Raw genomic sequence first — 17,753 nt, forward strand, 5'->3', positions numbered from 1 at the left:
TATGGCGCGGTACTATGGCGCTGTACTATGGCGCTGTACTATGGCACTGTACTATGGCGCTGTACTATGGCACTGTACTATGGCGCGAGCATCGCGCCATTACGGGGATCTGCTGTGGTGCGAGCATCGCGCCAGGAGTGGGGCTTGCGGGATATTTCCTCAGGAGATTTTGCTCCAGTTTACGGAGTCGTTGTGCTCGCGGTTGAGTTCATCGCGAAGGGGATGATTGGCGGGTGAAGCAAGCTGCGGGTCGGCTTCGAGAATTTCGGAGGCTGCTATGCGGGCATGCTGGAGGATGGGGCCGTCTTTGGTTAAGTCGGCGAGACGCAGGCCGAGTGTGCCGCTCTGGCGGGTGCCTTCAAGATCACCGGGGCCGCGAAGCTGAAGGTCCACTTCGGCAATTTCGAAACCATCGTTGGTGCGCACCATCGTGTCCATGCGTAGTTTCGATTCTTTGCCCAGCTTGGGGCCGCTCATGAGTATGCACCACGATTGCTCTGCACCACGGCCCACACGGCCACGCAACTGATGCAGCTGCGAAAGGCCAAAACGCTCGGCACTTTCAATCACCATCACCGACGCGTTGGGCACATTTACGCCTACTTCAATTACCGTAGTGGCCACCATGATCTGCGTTTCGCCACGCACAAAACGCTGCATCTCGAAATCCTTGTCGGCCGGTTTCATTTTTCCATGCACAATGCTTACGCGGAATTCGGGCAGCGGAAATGCGCGCGAAATGCTTTCGTAGCCATCCATCAGGTCTTTATAGTCCATCTTTTCCGACTCCTGAATGAGCGGATAAACTACATAAATCTGACGGCCTTTGGCTATTTCCTCGCGCATAAATCCAAACAACCGTTCGCGTGCCGAGTCGTAAAAATGCAGTGTGCGAATGGGTTTTCGGCCTGCAGGCAATTCGTCGATTACTGATGTATCAAGATCGCCGTAGAGTGTCATGGCCAGCGTACGCGGAATAGGCGTGGCTGTCATAACCAGAATATGCGGAGGGTGCACATTTTTACGCCAGAGTTTGGAACGCTGCTCCACCCCAAAGCGATGCTGCTCGTCGATGACCACAAGGCCGAGGTTGGCAAACTGCACTTCGTCTTCAATGAGCGCATGCGTGCCTACGAGTATGTGCATTTCGCCGGCGCGCAGAGCGGCGTGTAACTGCCTTCGTGCGGCCGTTTTGGTGCTGCCGGTGAGCAAGCCTATCTGCACCGGCATATCGCCTGTAAGTTGTGTGAGTGTGAGAAAATGCTGCTGCGCGAGAATTTCAGTGGGAGCCATGAGGCAGGCCTGAAAGCCATTGTCGTTTGCGAGCAGCATACACATGAGCGCCACCACAGTTTTACCGCTGCCCACATCGCCCTGCAGCAAACGGTTCATCTGCTTACCGCTGCCCATATCGCCGCGTATTTCTCGTATTACACGTTTCTGCGCATTGGTAAGCGGAAACGGCAGGTGCTGTTCAAAAAACGTATTGAACATGTCGCCCACGCGGTTAAACACATGCCCCTGCACATTATCCTGCCGCAAATGCCGCACCCGCAGCAGCTTGATTTGGATGAAGAGAAATTCTTCAAACTTGATCCGCTTCTGCGCACGTTCGAGCTTTTTTAAATCAGTCGGAAAATGTATTTCACGCAGCGCCTCCTCGCGGCCGGGCAGCTTGTACTTTTCAAGCAGCGAAGCGGGCAGAATTTCAGGAATTTTACCCGCAATCTGAGGCACCAGTACTTTGAGCAGTTTCAAAATTCCTTTTGAATCCAGCCCTTTCATTTTAGTTTTCTCAGTTGACGAATACATGGGCTGCAGGGCACTTGCACGCTTCAGCAACTCTTCACTCACCTCTTCCACTTCGGGGTGCGCAATATTGATGCGGCCATTGTACACCGAAGGCTTTCCAAACACAATGTATTCTTTCCCCGGCTTGTACTTCCCGTCGAGCCACTTCAATCCCTGAAACCACACCAGTTCCACTGATCCATGTGCATCCGTAAGATGTGCCACCAACCGACGGCCCTGCTTCTGCCCCACAATTTCGGCATGCAGAATTTGACCGCGCAACTGCACGTAAGGCAAATCAGCATTAATCTCGTTGGTGCGGTAAAACCGTGTGCGGTCCACATAACGGTAAGGATACCAGCGCAGCAAATCGCCATAGCTGGCAATGCTGAGTTCTGATTTAAGCAGCTTGGCCCTTTCGGGTCCCACGCCTTTTAAATACTCAACCGGATTGTCGAGAAAACTGTTATCCACTGTTGCGAAAATACAAAGAGTTTCTGCAGTTGAGTTATCTTCATGGCGTGATACACATTGAATTAATCACGCACATACATGCACCTGCCGAAACCTGTTTCAACCTCTCGCGCAGTGTGGATGCACATCTTTCCTCGCTTTCCCACACGTCGGAAAAAGCCATTGCCGGCCGCACTTCAGGCCTGCTTAAACTAAACGATACTGTGACCTGGGAAGCTCGCCATTTCGGTTTTACACAGCACATGACCATTGCAATTACAGCTATGCAAGTGCCAAATTACTTTTGCGATGAACAGGTAAAAGGGCCTTTCAAATCACTGAAACATCATCACTACTTTGAAGCCGGCGGAACAGGCACAATCATGCGCGATGTATTTGAATGCGCAGCGCCGCTTGGTTTTGCGGGGAAAATTGCAGAATATCTCTTCCTGAAAAAATACATGACCCGACTCTTGCTCACCCGAAATGAAGAATTAAAAAAAATGGCAGAAGCAGTTGCAGAAAAGCCGGGAGAATAACAAAAAACAAAACAGGCTTCGGAAAATCCGAAGCCTGTTTTGTGTGATTATTGTAATGATTTATACGAGAATGGTCACCGGATTTTCGAGCATAGCTTTAAGCGACTGCAGGAAAGCCGAACCGCTTGCACCATCCACCACGCGGTGATCGCAGGAGAGAGTTACTTTCATTACTTTACCCGGAACAACCTGTCCGTTTTTCACCACAGGTGTATCTTTGATGCCACCTACTGCGAGGATGCACGCATCGGGCGGATTGATGATGGCGGTAAATTCTTCGATACCAAACATGCCGAGGTTGGAAATGGTAAAAGTATTTCCTTCCCAATCGGCAGGCTGAAGCTTTTTGTCTTTTGCTTTCTGCGCAGCGGTTTTCACTTCAGAAGCAATTTGCGAGAGTGATTTCTGATCGGCAAAACGCACCACAGGAACCAGCAGGCCATCTTCCACAGCCACAGCTACACCGATGTGTACGTGCTGGTTGTAGCGGATTTTATCGCCCAGCCAGGAGCTGTTTACTTTGGGATGCTTTCGCAACGAAGCCGCTACGGCGCGGATTACGATATCGTTGAACGACACTTTTACCGGCGACACGGCATTGATTGCCTCGCGGGCTTTGGTGGCCTCTTCCATGTCTATTTCCATGGTGAGGTAGAAGTGCGGCGCACTGAATTTGCTTTCGGCCAGACGGCGGGCAATGGTTTTGCGCATTTGCGACACAGGCTCTTCCGTGTAGCTTTCCTGTCCGGCCACAACCGGTGCAGCGAGGAATTGTGCGGCGGGCGGCACCATGGAAGGATGCCACTGTTCCACATCGCGTTTTACCACGCGGCCGTAATCGCCCGAGCCTTTTACCTGCTGGAGGTCGATGCCTTTTTCGGCAGCCATTTTCTTGGCCAGCGGCGAAGCTTTCACGCGGGCATCACCATTTTCAGAAGCGGCAGCAACTGCCACCTGAACCACGGGAGCCGCAGTAACGGGAGCCGCTTTCACTTCGGCCACAGGCTGCGGTGCTTCGGCCTTGGGAGCTTCGGCTTTAGGTGCCTCTGCTTTGGGCGCTGCGGGAGCAGCGGTAAGCAAGGCCGAAATATCTTCGCCCGGAGCACCGATAATAGCCAAAATGGCATCAACCGGAGCACCCTGCCCTTTTTCCACACCAATGTGCAAGAGCGTGCCATTGTAAAACGACTCGAACTCCATAGTGGCCTTGTCGGTTTCAATTTCGGCCAGCAAATCGCCGCGTTTCACGGTATCTCCTACTTTCTTGTTCCACGACGCTACCACACCATCGGTCATGGTATCGCTGAGTTTGGGCATTCGAACTACTTCTGCCATTTGGTATTATGCTTGAGTGCGTTGTATTCGGGTAATTTGTAGATGATTGTGTGAACGCGGAAGATTAATCCATGATATAGGGATAATCGGCCTGCATGTACACGTCTTTGTAAAGTTCTTCCACGGCCGGGAAATCCGACTCTTCGGCAAACTTCACTGATTCGTTTACAATGGCTTCCACTTTGGCTTCCATGTCTTCAATGCCTTTATCGTCGATCCAGCCATTTTCGCGGAGTGTGGTAATTACACGCTCAATCGGATCCTGGCGCTTGTACTCTTCCAGTTCTTCCTTTGTGCGGTACTTGGCGGGATCAGACATGGAATGACCACGGTAACGGTATGTTTTCATTTCGAGCAGCACGGGGCCTTTTCCGGCGCGGCAATGCTCGGCTGCTTTGGCAATGGCTTCGTGTACGGCTTCGCAGCTCATGCCGTCAACCGCCCACGAAGGCATGTCGTATGATTCGCCGAGGGTGTAAAGGTCGGTAACGTTGCTGGTACGCTCAACCGACGTACCCATGGCGTAGTTGTTGTTTTCGATAATGAAGATTACGGGAATCTTCCACAACATGGCCATGTTAAACGCTTCATGCAGCGCGCCCTGACGCACGGCTCCGTCGCCCATGTAGGTGAGCGTAACGCGGCCGTTATTGTTGTACATATCGGCAAAGGCAATGCCCGCGCCGAGGGGAATTTGTCCGCCTACAATGCCATGTCCGCCGTAGAAATTGAATTCTTTGGAGAACAGGTGCATGGAGCCGCCTTTGCCTTTTGAGCAGCCGGTAATTTTACCGTAAAGCTCTGCGAGGATGTATTTGGGATGCAGGCCGCGGCCGATGGGGTGCGCATGATCGCGGTAAGCCGTAATCATGCGGTCGTCTTTGGTAATGGCCGATTCGGCACCGGCTACCAGTGCTTCCTGCCCAATGTAAAGGTGGCAGAAGCCGCGGATTTTCTGCTGGATATAAAGTTCACCGCATTTTTCTTCAAACCGGCGCATAAGCAGCATCGATTCGTACCAGGTGAGGTAAGTTGCTTTGTCAAATTGGGCAGCTCCGGCCGCTTGTTTCTTTGTTTTGGTCGCCATCAGTAGCGCTGTTTTAGTACAAGGTTGACAAAGATAACGGAAAATGGCATTTGGCAGAATGGTGGCTGCCGGGCGGCATTAAAAAGCAGTGAAGCGAGGGTTAGCGGTCTTTGCGCAGTTCGCCGGCCTCAAACATGAGCGGGAGCAGGTCGCGGATGCTGTTAACCACGTGTACAGCGCCTTGCTGCCCGGCCAGAATAACGCGGATGGGCTGATTCCAGCGGGTTTCGTACTCGGCCATGGCCTGCCTGCAGGCGCCGCAGGGCGACATGGGCTTGTTTACCTCAAACTGGCTTGAGCGGCAGCTCACGGCAATGGTGGTCACAGGCTCGTCGGGGTGAAGCGCCCCCGCCGAGAAAATGGCCACGCGCTCGGCACAGAGGCCGGATGGATAAGCCACATTTTCCTGATTGTTCCCGGTAACAATTTCGCCATTGGCCAGACGCAACGCCGCGCCTACGTAAAACTGCGAGTATGGCGCCCAGGCATCTTTTGAAATGGCCCGTGCAGCATTGAGCAGTTCAAGGTCGGCGGCCGGAAGCTCGGCATCAGAAGCGTATTCGGTAACGGTAGTGGTTACCTGAAAGGTGCGCATAGGCGTTGTATTTACTGGTAAAGATAGAGAAAGAAAGCTACTTCATTTTCAGAAGCCGAAGCGGATTCTGACGATTATGCATAACTGCATGTACGACTATTGAAGCATGAATCACTTTGTAAACAATTATACATGGAAATACAGGAAGATGTGCAACCCTGAATCTTTTGAACTTGTATTGATAAAGAAGACGGAAACTGCTTTACATACTCCAGCTGGTTTGTGAATTCGATAATAAATCGTTCTCCAAGCCCAGGTTGTTGTGTTTCATAATATTCGGCAAATAACTGAAAATCAATTTCGGCCGACTCCAGTAGAATAACTTTAGTGACTTTTTTTGAACGCATGGATGGGTTTTCAAAATACAGGTCACGATTATTCAAAAAAAGAAAAACGGCTAACGACTCCTTCTGATGTATTTCAATACCCGTTCATTTACAACTTCAAGCGTATCAGATGGCATGTTACCTTTCAGATACTCCCCCTCACGTCTCTCAAGTTCGTTTTCTTCCTCTTTCGTAAAAAAACCGGCACCCGCTTTTTTTACTTTAAGCCTGTCTTCAAGAATAACTTTAAGTACAGTCAGGTACTCCTCATCAACCTGATGAACATACTGTGCAATTTGCGCTCTCAGTTGTGCAGAAGTCATAATGTGTGTATTTCCTATAAAGTTAACAAAAACCTTGATAATTCAATTACCAGACATGCACAGGCTACATTATATTTCCGGCCGGAAGCCCTGCATCAGAAGCGTATCCGGTAACGGTAGTGGTTACCTGAAAGGTGCGCATAGGCGTTGTATTTACTGGTAAAGATATATAAACAGCACCGAAACCGCTACCGTTATTCCTTCAGCAACTTACAGGTGTGAACATGCGGTTCGTTACGAAAACGAACAGATACAAAATACATTCCCTGTGCCAGACCTTCTATGTTCAGCTCATGCGCACCTGTGCGTACACTCAACACCACATTACCGAGCAGATCAAACACTTCAATCTGTTCTATTTCCTTTTCAGTCTGGATACGTACCTGTGACGCGGCCGGATTCGGCACCAGATTCAGCGGACCGAAGCCAGCTTCTGTTGATGAAACCGATAGCGGATCGTTGTTCTTTACCAGCCTCACAAAACGCACCTGAATATCGCTGTTGCCCCCGTTGTAAATCCTGAAATCCATGCCTCCGTTTTGTCTTCCGAAAAATCCGGCATCCGGAAAACTGAGTGTAACCGTTTTCCACGAATTATCATTCTGGTTTACAATTGGCTGCGACGGCTTGTATGGTTGTACTCCTGAATCATCATACTCCACCCACCAAGTGCCGCTGAAATTATCGAGATAGGTAATTTTCAGCTGCACATCATTTACTCCTCCTGAAATAAAACCTGAATCCACATCAAAATAAATATAATCCGACCCGTTTACCCTGTCGGTTCTAAGCGCTTCAAAGGCGTAGAAATTATAATAATCAAAAACTGTACTTGACGAAAGCTGATACACAGGAACTACCATACCATCGGGAGCCACCTCGCGCTGATACAACCATTTCTCCCAGTTTCTGAAAGGCAATGTAACCCTGTGCACCCAGAGCGGCGAATTGTAAACAGGATTTGGAGGTATGGCACTGAAAAAAGGATCATGCACCTGCCTCAATGCGACCCATACATCAGGCGAATTATGCACGTTTTTGTTCATTGTTTTGCGTGCATAGGCAAACAGGCTGGTATCGTAGGCCACAAGATTATCGCGCGAATTGAGCCAGTTTACACGAAGTTGCAACGCTTTGAGTGTACTCATTTTGATATGATAATATGAACATACTCCCCCCTGCAACATCAGCGGATCGCAAAAGCCTTCATTCTCAGTACCGATCCTGCGCAATGAATCTGAATGCAGCGGATGGCTTTCATTGATATACTGATAGCTGATGTTGTTGATTGCCTCAGACGGAGCGCCCCACGCAAACATATCTGAACTTGTATTGAAATATTCCTGCGCTCCTTCACGCACACTCATTCCTATAGACACTGCATAACTTGTAAGTATGTTGTTTCCTTGTGCGGTATCGTTTGCAGCAAAAAACCAGTTTGCATTTGTGCCATAAAGCGCCGGATTCTCAATTTTGCCAAACCCGGTGAACATCATTTTATGCGGATACCCGTTTGATGCATCCGCATAATCATCAAGGTGCTGCTGAAACCACACTATAAAATTTGCCGGGCTGATGGGTGCGTTGGCATTAATTTCGTCAACCATTTCGCCGAGATTCCATTCGTTGTACCGCCAGCCTCCGGGCACATACATGAACTTTACATTGGGGTTGGCAAGATAGTTTCTCGCTTTGAATGCCAGCAGAAAACGCTTAAACTCTGCCGTGAAGTTGGTATCCCACATAGCATAAAAATTCGACGGACTTATTCCAAACAAGTCATAATACGTTGCAGTATTTGTGCCGCCATCGTTATGCATGATAGGAATATTGGGATGCTTGGCACGAAGCCACAGAGGGCAGTGCATGGTATCTGATGCCCAGATGCGTATAAAAACCGGCACATTCAACGTCATTACAGTATCAAGCAGCGTCCAGTCATACACACTGTCGGCCGGATTGAGCATACGCCACGTAAGCAACACAGAATACGCATCAGGCACACTGGGTACATCGTACAATCCGGCATTGTCAGACTTTATCACCCAGGCCGGAAGTGACCAGTCGTCTTCTGTTCTGACCTGATTGAGCGGATTATTTGAAACCTGCGCATGAACAACAGTGCTCATGAAAAACAGTCCGATGTTTAAATACAAAAACTGAATTGCCTTCATAGATTAATTTGTATTACCAGCTGAACATATCGGTATTGATCAGTTTGAAATTACTATAAATCTGCGGTATGCGTTACATTAAGAATCAGATTACTGCATATTACCCTCCCAAAATCAGTACTGCTGTTTTAGCAGCATCTTTTTTTGTGAAATCTGATTCAGGAAGCCCGCATTATCTGTAGTTGTATAAATCTCCGCACCCTGTTTCTGTAACTTATTCCAAATTATACTGCAGCTTCACCTTCTACCCTTGCAGCTATTCAGCAAGTATTCCGGAAATTCAACCCGGAGCAACCACACTGATCATTCAACCGGACAAAAATCTATATGCACTTCAATTTCCGGAATAGCCGAAAATGATTGGCTCAAACCCGCATCTCAACCTGTCTGACACTTTATTGATTTTTGCGGCAGCGCTGGCTCTGCGCATGAAAAAACAACCGCCAGCATTTACTTTATCCTCTGCAAATCAGCCAAAGAACAACCGGCAGCCAACTGATTGTGCACTGATTCCGGAAATTCAGTTTGCCAGATAATCCCTAAAAATTACCAGCTGCAAAAACGGCACATTTTACACCTTGCTAATGTTATCTTTACATTATGCAGCGAATGATTACAATATTACTCTTGATTAGCGGGATTAGCTTCTGTGCCCGTTTGCATGCCGCGCAAACAGAAGATTCGTGCCGGACAATAACTGTAAAGCGCCCGGAAACAGCGGCCCGCTTCAAGGGCGATATTGGCAACTACCTGAATACAAATACTGACAGTACACTGCTTCCCGGTAAAAACTGCATGGCCATTGTACAGCTTCAGCTCAATTGCTCAGGTACGGTGGTAAAAGTAATTTTTGATCGGAGCACACTGCCTCCGGCCCTTCAGCAACATATTTACGACCTTATTCTTCACAGTACCGCATGGAAGCCCGCTCAGCATGAAGGCTTGTATGTATGGACTGTTATCTCCCTCTCCATCCAGGCCAGCTCAACACAAATTACCGCCCGAACCATCTGATTTATGAAACAAATCTTACTTGGCTTGCTTTTCATGGCCAGCCTTCGCAGCACTGCTCAGACATCTGTGGCAGGAAACAATCTTTTTGATGAAACTTATGTACACGAAATCCGGCTTACCATGAATCAGCCGAATTTCTGGGATTCGTTAACCATGTATTACGACAGCTCGCTTGCCGGTGTATGGCCCAAAACCTACATGCTTGCTTCGGCTGTGATTGATGGCACAAATTACGACTCGGTAGGACTTCGACAGAAAGGGTTTTTCTCCAACTGGGGCGCCGGCACCAGCGTGAAAAAGCCACTCAAACTTTCAATGAATGAATATGTAAGAGGACAAAAGCATGACGGTGAGAAGAAAATAAATCTCCAGAACTGCTTCGAAGATCCGTCGATGATGCGCGATGCAATAAGCTACAAAATTATGCGCGATGCAGGTATTGTGGCGCCGCGTGCTTCTTATACCCGACTATATATTAATAACGTGTATTGGGGGTTGTATGTAATGGTGGAAGAAATGGATAAAACCTTTTTCGACCGCAACTACTCGTCGGACAATGGCAACCATTACGAATGCATTAACAATACCAACCTCGACTGGCAAGGCCCAAACTGGCAGGCTTATTCAGATGAATTTGAGCTCAAAACCAACACAGCCACACCCGATTATTCCGACTTTATCCGGTTTGTGAATGTGGTGAATAATTTCCCCAACCGCGACTCGCTGAATGCGGTGCTCGAAGCTGAAAACTATATGCGCGTGCTTGCGGCCGATGTATTGCTGCTTAACTGGGATTCATACTACAACCATGGCCGGAACTTCAATCTGTATAACGATCCCGACAACAATAAATTCAACTGGATTCCGTGGGATTACAACCTTGCCCTTTCAGACAGATCGCAAAGCCTTATCATCAGCTACAACAGCCCCTTCGACGAACCCAAACCGCTGGTGCTGGCCGTTATGAATGATGATACACTTCGTAAACATTACCTGCTGCATGCCTGCGACCTGCTGGAGACGGTGTTCAACACCACGTATCTCGGCCCCTGGATCGACTCGACCTATAACCGTATTCGTCCGGCAGTGCTTAACGATACCAACGCATTTTTTACCGTAGCAGAATTTGACCAGAATGTATATAATACCACCACGGTAACAATTAACGACCCGATCTGGGGGCCATATACACAAACATACCCTGGCGTACGTTCATTTATTGCCATGCGCACCACCCAGGTCCGGGTACAGTTGCAGCAGCAGGGGGTTTACTGTGATCCGCTTTCAGTACAAACACCCGAAGTGGCAGCCTTGCGCCTTTATCCAAACCCGGCTGGCGAACAGATTACGCTTGACTACTCGGCAGGCTTTGGGAATGATACGCGTATTGAGCTTTACAACAGCAACGGACAGTTCTGCGGCAACTGGCAGCCGGCAGCCGGCACCACACAAATGCAGATTTCCCTTCACGAACTTCCCGCCGGGCTTTATCTGCTAAAACTAAATGATGCCGAAGGAAACCAGTTTGTTTACCGACTAATTCACCAATAGTGCCGGTAATCAATATGTTAAATTTTCGGCCCCATAACGTTCCCAAATTATTATCTTGGCATAGAATTAGTAACCAACACACCTATGAAATTTACCCGTTTTGCCCTGCCTTTAGCCGGCGTGGCGCTGTTACTGCTTAACGCCTGCTCAAACGGCCCGGGCGCCGGAGGCAGAGCTACCATTATTGGTAAACTCAAAGCGCAGGATTATACAAATAATTGCACCACACTTAATGGCGAGTACTTTGCCGCTGACGAAGATGTGTATATTATTTATGGCGACGAAGCCAGTTACGGCGATCGTGTGCGTACCGGACCCGATGGTACATTCATGTTTCGCTACCTGCGAAAAGGCACATACAAAGTATATGCATACTCCGACGATTGCTCGGCACTTTCCGGCACACGGGCAGTAATTGCTACTGTTGAAGTGACAGACCGCAAACAGGAAGCCGACGCCGGAATCATTACCGTTATCCGATAAACCATGCGCCTGATCACATCCCTCTTACTTGCCTGTTTATTCACGCTGACCGCCACCGCTCAGTCGAAAAAGGACATTCGTCTTTACAAAATAAAAGGCGTAACTGAAACCACCATTATTTATGAAGGTGGAAAAGAAACAGCCAATTACCGCTCGGAAGTAAAAAAATTCGATAAAGATGGGAATACCATTGAGAATATTACCTACAACCGCGATGGATCGGTGCGCCGCAAAGAAGCTGCAAAATATGTGGGTAAGGATAAGGTAGAAGAATTGTCGCAGGATGTAAACATCCAAAAAAAGAACGACGACGATAACGAGGATGCCAAATACAAACACACCACCTCCAAGTACAATACAAACGGTGATAAAACCGAAGAGATCTGGTACAATGAAAAAGGTGCTGTACTAAAAAAAGAGCTTTACACCTATAATGCACGTGGCGACCGGCTTACCGAAACCACGTATGATGCGGCCGGGAAAGTAACCCGAAAGATTGTGTACACCTACGATGCAAAAGGATTGAAAACCGACAAGAAAGTATATGGCCCCGGCGATGTACTTCAGAAGCATGTAAAATACACTTATACGTATTAAGCGTATGCTCGATAAAGTACGTGATCTGCTCAATAGTTTTGAGACTATTACACTGGCCGAAATGGACAGCGTGAAGCTGATGGATCGTACCGATCAGAAATTCATTTTTCACATCAGCAGGCTGCCTGAGCTGCTTGAGAAAGTAAAAAACGATTACCGAAGCCTTGAAGTTTCGGGCACACGAATGAGCCGCTACGAAACACTCTACTTCGATACTCCGGAGTATAAACTGTTTACGCAGCATCACAACGGCAAAACCAACCGCTACAAAATACGTATGCGCCGATACGTGGAATCTGACCTTCAGTTTTTTGAAATCAAGCACAAGAACAACAAAGGCCGTACACTCAAAAACCGCGTAAAAACCGCCGCCGAACCGGGCCGCATTGACCCTAAAGCCAGTGGCCTGCTGCACGAAACAGCGGGCATGCAGCCCGGTGAACTTGAACCTAAACTCTGGGTTAACTACACCCGCATTACCCTCGTAAACCGATTTGCCGAAGAACGACTTACCATTGATCTTGATATGGAAGTGAAGGATGAAAACGGCAGCCGGAAATTTGACACGCTCGTAATTGTTGAAGCAAAACAATCAAAAGCTACTGATACCGCTTTTGTAAAGCTCCTTAAAGAACAGCGTATCAGACAGGGCGGCATGAGTAAATACTGCATTGCGGTTGCCGAACTGAACGAGAATATCCGTAAAAACAACTTCAAAGAAGGACTCATCACACTCAACAAAATAACCACCAATGACCCGAACGCTGCTTAACTGGCTCTTTCCTGTTCTGCTTCTCTTTGCTGCTTTCCCCGCACAATCATACGCCCAAACCACACCACCTGTTGGCGAAAATGGTTTGTTTCTGAGTGCCGACAGCACTACAGATAATGAGCAGGAAACAAAAGACTCTAAAGAGAAAAAGAAGAAAAAAGACAAAGAAGAAGAAGCCGCTTTTTTCAGCTTCGGACTGGATCGTTTCGACATTACCTTCTTCACCCGCATGCTGGTGAATATCCTTTCGATGTTTATTCTCATCCGGCTGATCTACTACCCGGTGTATAAAAAGCGCGACTACTTCTTCACGTTTTTTATGTTCAACATCACCATTTTCGTGATCACCTTCCTGCTCAACACCAAAACCAGTTTCTCTACCGGGGCTGCGTTTGGTTTGTTTGCCGTATTCTCGCTGCTGCGTTACCGCACCGAAGATATTTCGGCGCGAGACATGACTTACCTTTTTACCGTAATTGCGCTGGGCCTTATCAGTTCGGTAAACAAAGGCAATGTGCTGGAAATTATAATTGTAAACTCCTCTATTCTTCTTGCCGCTTTCCTGCTTGATGGCAACATATTGATGAAAACCGAATTTGTAAAAACGGTTCAGTATGAAAACATCGAACTCATCAAGCCCGACAATCACGTTGCACTAATTGAAGATCTGAAAAAGCGTACGGGTCTCAATATTCATAAAGTGAGCATTGGCCGCGTTGATTTTCTGCGTGATACCGCTGTGGTGAAAATCTATTACTACGAAAACAGGAATCAGGAAGTATGAGAAAGCCGATACTCCAAAAACACTTCTTCCTGCTGCTGGCCATTTGCGGCTTGGCTGTTATTCCTGCCGTTGCACAACATAACGACCTGCGCAGCTGGAACACCTTCAGTATTAACTACGACCTGACCAAAAAACTCACGCTCAATTTTGATCAGGAATTGCGCCTGCAGGACAACCTCACACGCATTAATCAGCTCTACACCAATATTGGCGCCACCTACAAACTCAACAAATATGTACGCGTAGCAGGTGTGTATCGTTTTATTGCCCGTTACAAGGAGGACAACACATTCGGTTTACGTAACCGCTTTTATGGCGATCTTATTGTAAAGCTCCGCCCCGGACGTTTCACCTACGTCTATCGCGCCCGCCTGCAATACGAATGGCGCGGAGCCGGCTACGGCAAAGAGTATGGCCGCGTACCTGAAATATACTGGCGCAACCTGTTCAAAGCCTCCTACAAAGTAAACGACATCGTTTCACCCTATCTCGCTACCGAAATCCGTTTCCAGCTTCAGAATCCGCGTATTCCTTATCACAACGGATTCGACCGATCCCGGTTTACAGGCGGCGTTGATTTACAGGTTACGAAAAACAGTACGTTTGGCGTGTATTACCTGCTTCAGAAAGAATGGAATGTAATTGATCCCGAAACACTGCATGTAATCGGGCTGGAATATTCGATTTCACTCGATTAGGCTTTCACAATCAACGCAACCGCATACGCATTCACTCCGTCTTCCCGCCCCACATAACCAAGCGTTTCGTTAGTAGTGGCTTTAATTGATACGCAGTCCTGCTCCACCCCAAGAATAGGTGCCAGCGTTTCCACCATGCGCGGAATGTGCGGATTGATTTTGGGGCGCTCCATGCTTAGCGTGGCGTCCACATTTCCCACTTTCCAGCCGCGTTCGTGCAGCAGCTTCACTACATCACGCAGCAGTAGTTTACTATCCGCGTTTTTGTAGTTGGGATCGGTGTTGGGGAAATGAAAACCGATGTCGCGAAGGGCGGCGGCGCCAAGCAGGGCATCGCAAATGGCGTGCAGCAGCACATCGGCATCCGAATGCCCGTCGGCACCTTTTTCATGGTCAATTTTTACACCACCCAGCCAAAGCTCGCGGCCTGCTTTTAGCTGATGTACATCAAAGCCAAATCCTACGCGTATATTGAGACTCATTCAGTAAAGATACTCCGAAACAGCCAAACTGGCTTTTCGTGCGCTTACCATTGCTCAAGTTAATTTCCTGAACTCACTTTCTTTTTCCCGGTCTTCAGTTCAATATTATCCAATAACAGATTGAGCGAAAATTGATAGGTGTTGCTGGGCCGTGTTTGATTTGAAACCGGCAGAATATATGCTGCATTTGCCTCAACAAACCGATACCTGAATCCTGCACCAAAAGAAATATATTGCCATTTAGCCCCTGCCGGACGGTAATGGAAATACCCCACACGTGCCGCCAAACGTTTGTTGTACCAATACTCAGCCCCTGCACCAATTGCAATCTCTCTCAACTCGCCCTTAAACCCATCAGGCGAATCGTTAAATGACCCGAAAATACTTTGAACCCACGAGCGATATGGGTCTTTCCCATCGGAAATTACAAAACTCCCCCCGGGCAAAGGGAGTGGCGACCCTGTTGAATCTATTGCATAAACCGGAGGCGACGGAACCAGTAACTTTTGTATATCCATAGCCAGCATAATAGTATGTTTATCACTTTTATGATCTGTTTTATAGCTTATGCCCGCCCGCAAATTGGCCGGACTTACTGCCGGATAAAAATTCGTATTCTCAAAAGCAACCGGCCCAAGATTACAAACCGAAAGACCTGCAGAAAAACGTGTTTTCCCAAAACTATGAATATGCTCCGGGCCTCTATACAATACACCGGCATCTATTCCAAATGAGTTATCCTTTTCATTGCCCGACAAAGGCAGCAAATAATTCCAACGGATAAGCCGCGCTGTTGCCCCAATAGCAACACGCTCACTGATTTTTCCTCCGGCTGACAACTCTGTAGCCGCTTCAATTGGGTTAAATGTACCGATGGGTAGCCCGGATATATTCATATACGTAAATTCTCCACCCGAAAAACGCCTGTGCGCAACACCAATCGTCAATACTGGTGCTAAACGCACAAAAGCCGAACCTGCCATAATATGCTGATCAGGGAAAATGCTTCTGTTTACCGGCAGAAATGTAAACTGGGCTCCTGCTTGTCCCTCAATAAAGGCAAGTTTAGCTGCATTCCAATAAGACGAAGCCGCATCTGCCGGTGTGGCTGTTCCTACCTGAGCCATTCCACCACCACGTGCATCAGGCGGTAAATTCAAAAACGGATTGGCTACCGGCCAATAAGAAAAAGTATTGAGGTCTTGACCATTTAACCGCCAGGCAATACTAGTAAATAACAGTATCAAAAAAGCGTAGTGCGCTGCTCTCATGTTTTTCCCGATTAGCTATTAAAATCAAACACTGAGACGTAAATTCCCTGTAAATATTATCTTCTTTTTTACTTTTCTAGACAAACAAATAATATGTTTCAAACAAATCAATAAAGTTGACCTGTCAGCGATCTGCACAGTCGCATTTAAACGTACAAAAGCCCGGATAACTTACCCGGGCTTTTGTGTGTGAATGCATGAAAAACCACTATTTATCGCTTCCGCCTTCCTGCGACTTGAATCCTTCAAAATCGAATGTGAGGGTGAAACGCAGTGTGTTCTGAAGCGGGCTGCGCTGGTTGTTGGTCGGAATCAGATAGGCAAAATCAAGTCCGAATACATTATAGTGAATGCCGGCACCAAGAGAAATATACTGACGGTTGCCTTTGGTAGGATGCTCGAAGAAATAACCGGTACGTACAGCAAACTGTTTATCATACCAGTATTCAAAACCGGCTGAGATATTGAACTCGCGCATTTCTTCTTTAAACCCGCCCGGCGCATCGTTGAACGAACCAAACATCCCTTCCGGTACGGAGCGGTTTGGGTCTTTACCTGCCAGAATCTGATAACCGCCGCCACCGGGAAGCGGAATAGGACTTCCTTGCGAATCGAGCGCATAAATGGGCGGTGTGGGTACAAGCAGTTTGTTCACCTCCAATGCAAATGAAATCTGGTTGTAATCATCGGCATTGATAAGCATACCTGCACCCAGACGCATATTGATGGGAATGAAATCACGGTTTACCGAAGTAGAATACGAAATTTTATTACCTACGTTGGTAATGGCCATACCCGCCATAACCGTGCTTTTCTTTCCGCTTATTTTAATATCGTCATTGTAGTAATAGCCACTCAGGTCAACCGCAAATGCAGTACCCGGACGGGTATCCTGGCCATTTACATTGATTCCGTTGGTGAGGTTTGAACGAATAAGACGGGCAGCCATTGAGGCCGAAAAACGCTGACTCAGTTTACGCGAATACGCAAAGTCGAACGCAAATTCGTTGGGCTTAAACTGTCCGATCACATTACCCACGTTGTCGGTGAATGTGATATTACCCATCGAGAAGTAACGCATTGATGCACCGAAAGCCTGGTTTTTATCGGGCTTGGTGTAAAATGAAACGTAGGCCAGGTTAATATCAGGAACCAGCGCACGCAGCCACGGTGTGTATGAAATACCCAAACCCATTTTGCGGTCAGCAAAAGCCAGCTTGGCGCCATTCCAGTGAATTGAATTCACATCAGGTGTGGTGGCTACACCTACTTCACCCATACCACCTGCGCGGGAATCGGGTGTAATCATCAAAAAAGGAACAGCCGTGGTTATGGTGTTGATTTCACTGAGAAATTGATTCAACTGATCTTCGGTAATACCCGAATTCTGCGCCGATGCCGCAAGGGGACTCATTGCAACGGCTGCCATTCCTGCCCAAAAAGCGCTTTTTACTGCTGAAAACTTCATTGTTGGTTGT

The 17,753-nt window shown here is 47.8% G+C and carries 18 protein-coding genes; 9 read left to right on the forward strand and 9 right to left on the reverse strand.

Annotated elements, in window-relative coordinates; translation table 11 throughout:
- Positions 1-159: 159 nt before the first annotated feature.
- Complete coding sequence (gene recG, locus IM638_09010) at positions 160-2,265, reverse strand: ATP-dependent DNA helicase RecG (GenBank protein MCA6363166.1); 2,106 nt, start codon at positions 2,263-2,265, stop codon at positions 160-162.
- A gap of 47 nt (positions 2,266-2,312) precedes the next feature.
- On the opposite strand from recG, the gene IM638_09015 reads away from it, so the two are divergent.
- A complete protein-coding gene (locus tag IM638_09015) occupies positions 2,313-2,783 on the forward strand; it encodes an SRPBCC family protein (GenBank protein MCA6363167.1) in 471 nt (156 codons plus the stop codon).
- A gap of 60 nt (positions 2,784-2,843) precedes the next feature.
- On the opposite strand, the gene IM638_09020 is transcribed toward IM638_09015, so the two are convergent.
- The 5 genes from IM638_09020 to IM638_09040 form a co-directional block, all read right to left on the reverse strand.
- Positions 2,844-4,118 (reverse strand): pyruvate dehydrogenase complex dihydrolipoamide acetyltransferase, encoded by a 1,275-nt coding sequence (locus IM638_09020; protein MCA6363168.1) that lies wholly within the window; start codon positions 4,116-4,118, stop codon positions 2,844-2,846.
- 64 nt (positions 4,119-4,182) lie between these two features.
- Positions 4,183-5,205 carry a pyruvate dehydrogenase (acetyl-transferring) E1 component subunit alpha gene (gene pdhA / locus IM638_09025; protein ID MCA6363169.1) on the reverse strand — a complete coding sequence of 341 codons (1,023 nt, stop codon included), beginning with the start codon at positions 5,203-5,205 and terminating at the stop codon, positions 4,183-4,185.
- Between the two features lie 100 nt (positions 5,206-5,305).
- Positions 5,306-5,800, reverse strand: coding sequence for a cytidine deaminase (locus IM638_09030; protein MCA6363170.1), 495 nt, complete (start codon positions 5,798-5,800; stop codon positions 5,306-5,308).
- Between the two features lie 397 nt (positions 5,801-6,197).
- Complete coding sequence (locus tag IM638_09035; protein MCA6363171.1) at positions 6,198-6,449, reverse strand: hypothetical protein; 252 nt, start codon at positions 6,447-6,449, stop codon at positions 6,198-6,200.
- A gap of 194 nt (positions 6,450-6,643) precedes the next feature.
- Complete coding sequence (locus IM638_09040) at positions 6,644-8,578, reverse strand: T9SS type A sorting domain-containing protein (GenBank protein MCA6363172.1); 1,935 nt, start codon at positions 8,576-8,578, stop codon at positions 6,644-6,646.
- Between the two features lie 401 nt (positions 8,579-8,979).
- Between IM638_09040 and IM638_09045 the strand changes: the two genes are divergently transcribed.
- The 8 genes from IM638_09045 to IM638_09080 all read left to right on the forward strand — a co-directional run bounded on the left by IM638_09045 (position 8,980) and on the right by IM638_09080 (position 14,522).
- Entirely contained in the window at positions 8,980-9,159 is a 180-nt protein-coding gene (locus IM638_09045; GenBank protein ID MCA6363173.1) for a hypothetical protein, read from the forward strand.
- 73 nt (positions 9,160-9,232) lie between these two features.
- The gene (locus tag IM638_09050) at positions 9,233-9,637 is read left to right on the forward strand and encodes a hypothetical protein (GenBank protein ID MCA6363174.1); all 405 of its coding nucleotides are present in this window, start codon (positions 9,233-9,235) and stop codon (positions 9,635-9,637) included.
- A 3-nt stretch (positions 9,638-9,640) separates the two neighbouring features.
- Positions 9,641-11,188: a CotH kinase family protein gene (locus tag IM638_09055; GenBank protein ID MCA6363175.1), complete on the forward strand. Its 1,548-nt coding sequence runs from the start codon at positions 9,641-9,643 to the stop codon at positions 11,186-11,188.
- 84 nt (positions 11,189-11,272) lie between these two features.
- Positions 11,273-11,671 carry a hypothetical protein gene (locus IM638_09060; GenBank protein ID MCA6363176.1) on the forward strand — a complete coding sequence of 133 codons (399 nt, stop codon included), beginning with the start codon at positions 11,273-11,275 and terminating at the stop codon, positions 11,669-11,671.
- Positions 11,672-11,674: 3 nt separating this feature from the next.
- Positions 11,675-12,268 (forward strand): hypothetical protein, encoded by a 594-nt coding sequence (locus IM638_09065; protein ID MCA6363177.1) that lies wholly within the window; start codon positions 11,675-11,677, stop codon positions 12,266-12,268.
- A 4-nt stretch (positions 12,269-12,272) separates the two neighbouring features.
- Complete coding sequence (locus IM638_09070) at positions 12,273-13,040, forward strand: polyphosphate polymerase domain-containing protein (protein ID MCA6363178.1); 768 nt, start codon at positions 12,273-12,275, stop codon at positions 13,038-13,040.
- Entirely contained in the window at positions 13,021-13,824 is an 804-nt protein-coding gene (locus tag IM638_09075) for a DUF4956 domain-containing protein (protein MCA6363179.1), read from the forward strand. Before IM638_09070 ends, IM638_09075 begins: the two co-directional genes overlap by 20 nt.
- Positions 13,821-14,522 (forward strand): DUF2490 domain-containing protein, encoded by a 702-nt coding sequence (locus tag IM638_09080; GenBank protein MCA6363180.1) that lies wholly within the window; start codon positions 13,821-13,823, stop codon positions 14,520-14,522. The genes IM638_09075 and IM638_09080 overlap by 4 nt, the downstream gene beginning before the upstream one ends.
- On the opposite strand, the gene IM638_09085 is transcribed toward IM638_09080, so the two are convergent.
- The 3 genes from IM638_09085 to porV form a co-directional block, all read right to left on the reverse strand.
- A complete protein-coding gene (locus IM638_09085) occupies positions 14,519-15,004 on the reverse strand; it encodes a 2-C-methyl-D-erythritol 2,4-cyclodiphosphate synthase (protein ID MCA6363181.1) in 486 nt (161 codons plus the stop codon). The genes IM638_09080 and IM638_09085 overlap by 4 nt on opposite strands.
- Before the next feature lie 59 nt (positions 15,005-15,063).
- Complete coding sequence (locus tag IM638_09090; protein ID MCA6363182.1) at positions 15,064-16,275, reverse strand: PorV/PorQ family protein; 1,212 nt, start codon at positions 16,273-16,275, stop codon at positions 15,064-15,066.
- Positions 16,276-16,483: 208 nt separating this feature from the next.
- Positions 16,484-17,743, reverse strand: a complete 1,260-nt coding sequence (gene porV / locus IM638_09095; GenBank protein ID MCA6363183.1) for a type IX secretion system outer membrane channel protein PorV — start codon at positions 17,741-17,743, stop codon at positions 16,484-16,486.
- Between the last annotated feature and the right edge of the window lie 10 nt (positions 17,744-17,753).

It is taken from the genome of Bacteroidota bacterium, assembly GCA_020402865.1.
Classification (GTDB): domain Bacteria; phylum Bacteroidota; class Bacteroidia; order Palsa-965; family Palsa-965.

Excerpts from the sequence above, each read along its gene's own strand:
- IM638_09020 (MCA6363168.1), bottom strand. The coding sequence starts at position 4,118 with ATGGCAGAAGTAGTTCGAATGCCCAAACTCAGCGATACCATGACCGAT.
- pdhA (MCA6363169.1), bottom strand. The coding sequence starts at position 5,205 with ATGGCGACCAAAACAAAGAAACAAGCGGCCGGAGCTGCCCAATTTGAC.
- IM638_09030 (MCA6363170.1), bottom strand. The coding sequence starts at position 5,800 with ATGCGCACCTTTCAGGTAACCACTACCGTTACCGAATACGCTTCTGAT.
- IM638_09035 (MCA6363171.1), bottom strand. The coding sequence starts at position 6,449 with ATGACTTCTGCACAACTGAGAGCGCAAATTGCACAGTATGTTCATCAG.
- IM638_09040 (MCA6363172.1), bottom strand. The coding sequence starts at position 8,578 with ATGAGCACTGTTGTTCATGCGCAGGTTTCAAATAATCCGCTCAATCAG.
- IM638_09045 (MCA6363173.1), top strand. The coding sequence starts at position 8,980 with ATGATTGGCTCAAACCCGCATCTCAACCTGTCTGACACTTTATTGATT.
- IM638_09050 (MCA6363174.1), top strand. The coding sequence starts at position 9,233 with ATGATTACAATATTACTCTTGATTAGCGGGATTAGCTTCTGTGCCCGT.
- IM638_09055 (MCA6363175.1), top strand. The coding sequence starts at position 9,641 with ATGAAACAAATCTTACTTGGCTTGCTTTTCATGGCCAGCCTTCGCAGC.
- IM638_09060 (MCA6363176.1), top strand. The coding sequence starts at position 11,273 with ATGAAATTTACCCGTTTTGCCCTGCCTTTAGCCGGCGTGGCGCTGTTA.
- IM638_09065 (MCA6363177.1), top strand. The coding sequence starts at position 11,675 with ATGCGCCTGATCACATCCCTCTTACTTGCCTGTTTATTCACGCTGACC.
- IM638_09070 (MCA6363178.1), top strand. The coding sequence starts at position 12,273 with ATGCTCGATAAAGTACGTGATCTGCTCAATAGTTTTGAGACTATTACA.
- IM638_09075 (MCA6363179.1), top strand. The coding sequence starts at position 13,021 with ATGACCCGAACGCTGCTTAACTGGCTCTTTCCTGTTCTGCTTCTCTTT.
- IM638_09080 (MCA6363180.1), top strand. The coding sequence starts at position 13,821 with ATGAGAAAGCCGATACTCCAAAAACACTTCTTCCTGCTGCTGGCCATT.
- IM638_09085 (MCA6363181.1), bottom strand. The coding sequence starts at position 15,004 with ATGAGTCTCAATATACGCGTAGGATTTGGCTTTGATGTACATCAGCTA.
- IM638_09090 (MCA6363182.1), bottom strand. The coding sequence starts at position 16,275 with ATGAGAGCAGCGCACTACGCTTTTTTGATACTGTTATTTACTAGTATT.
- porV (MCA6363183.1), bottom strand. The coding sequence starts at position 17,743 with ATGAAGTTTTCAGCAGTAAAAAGCGCTTTTTGGGCAGGAATGGCAGCC.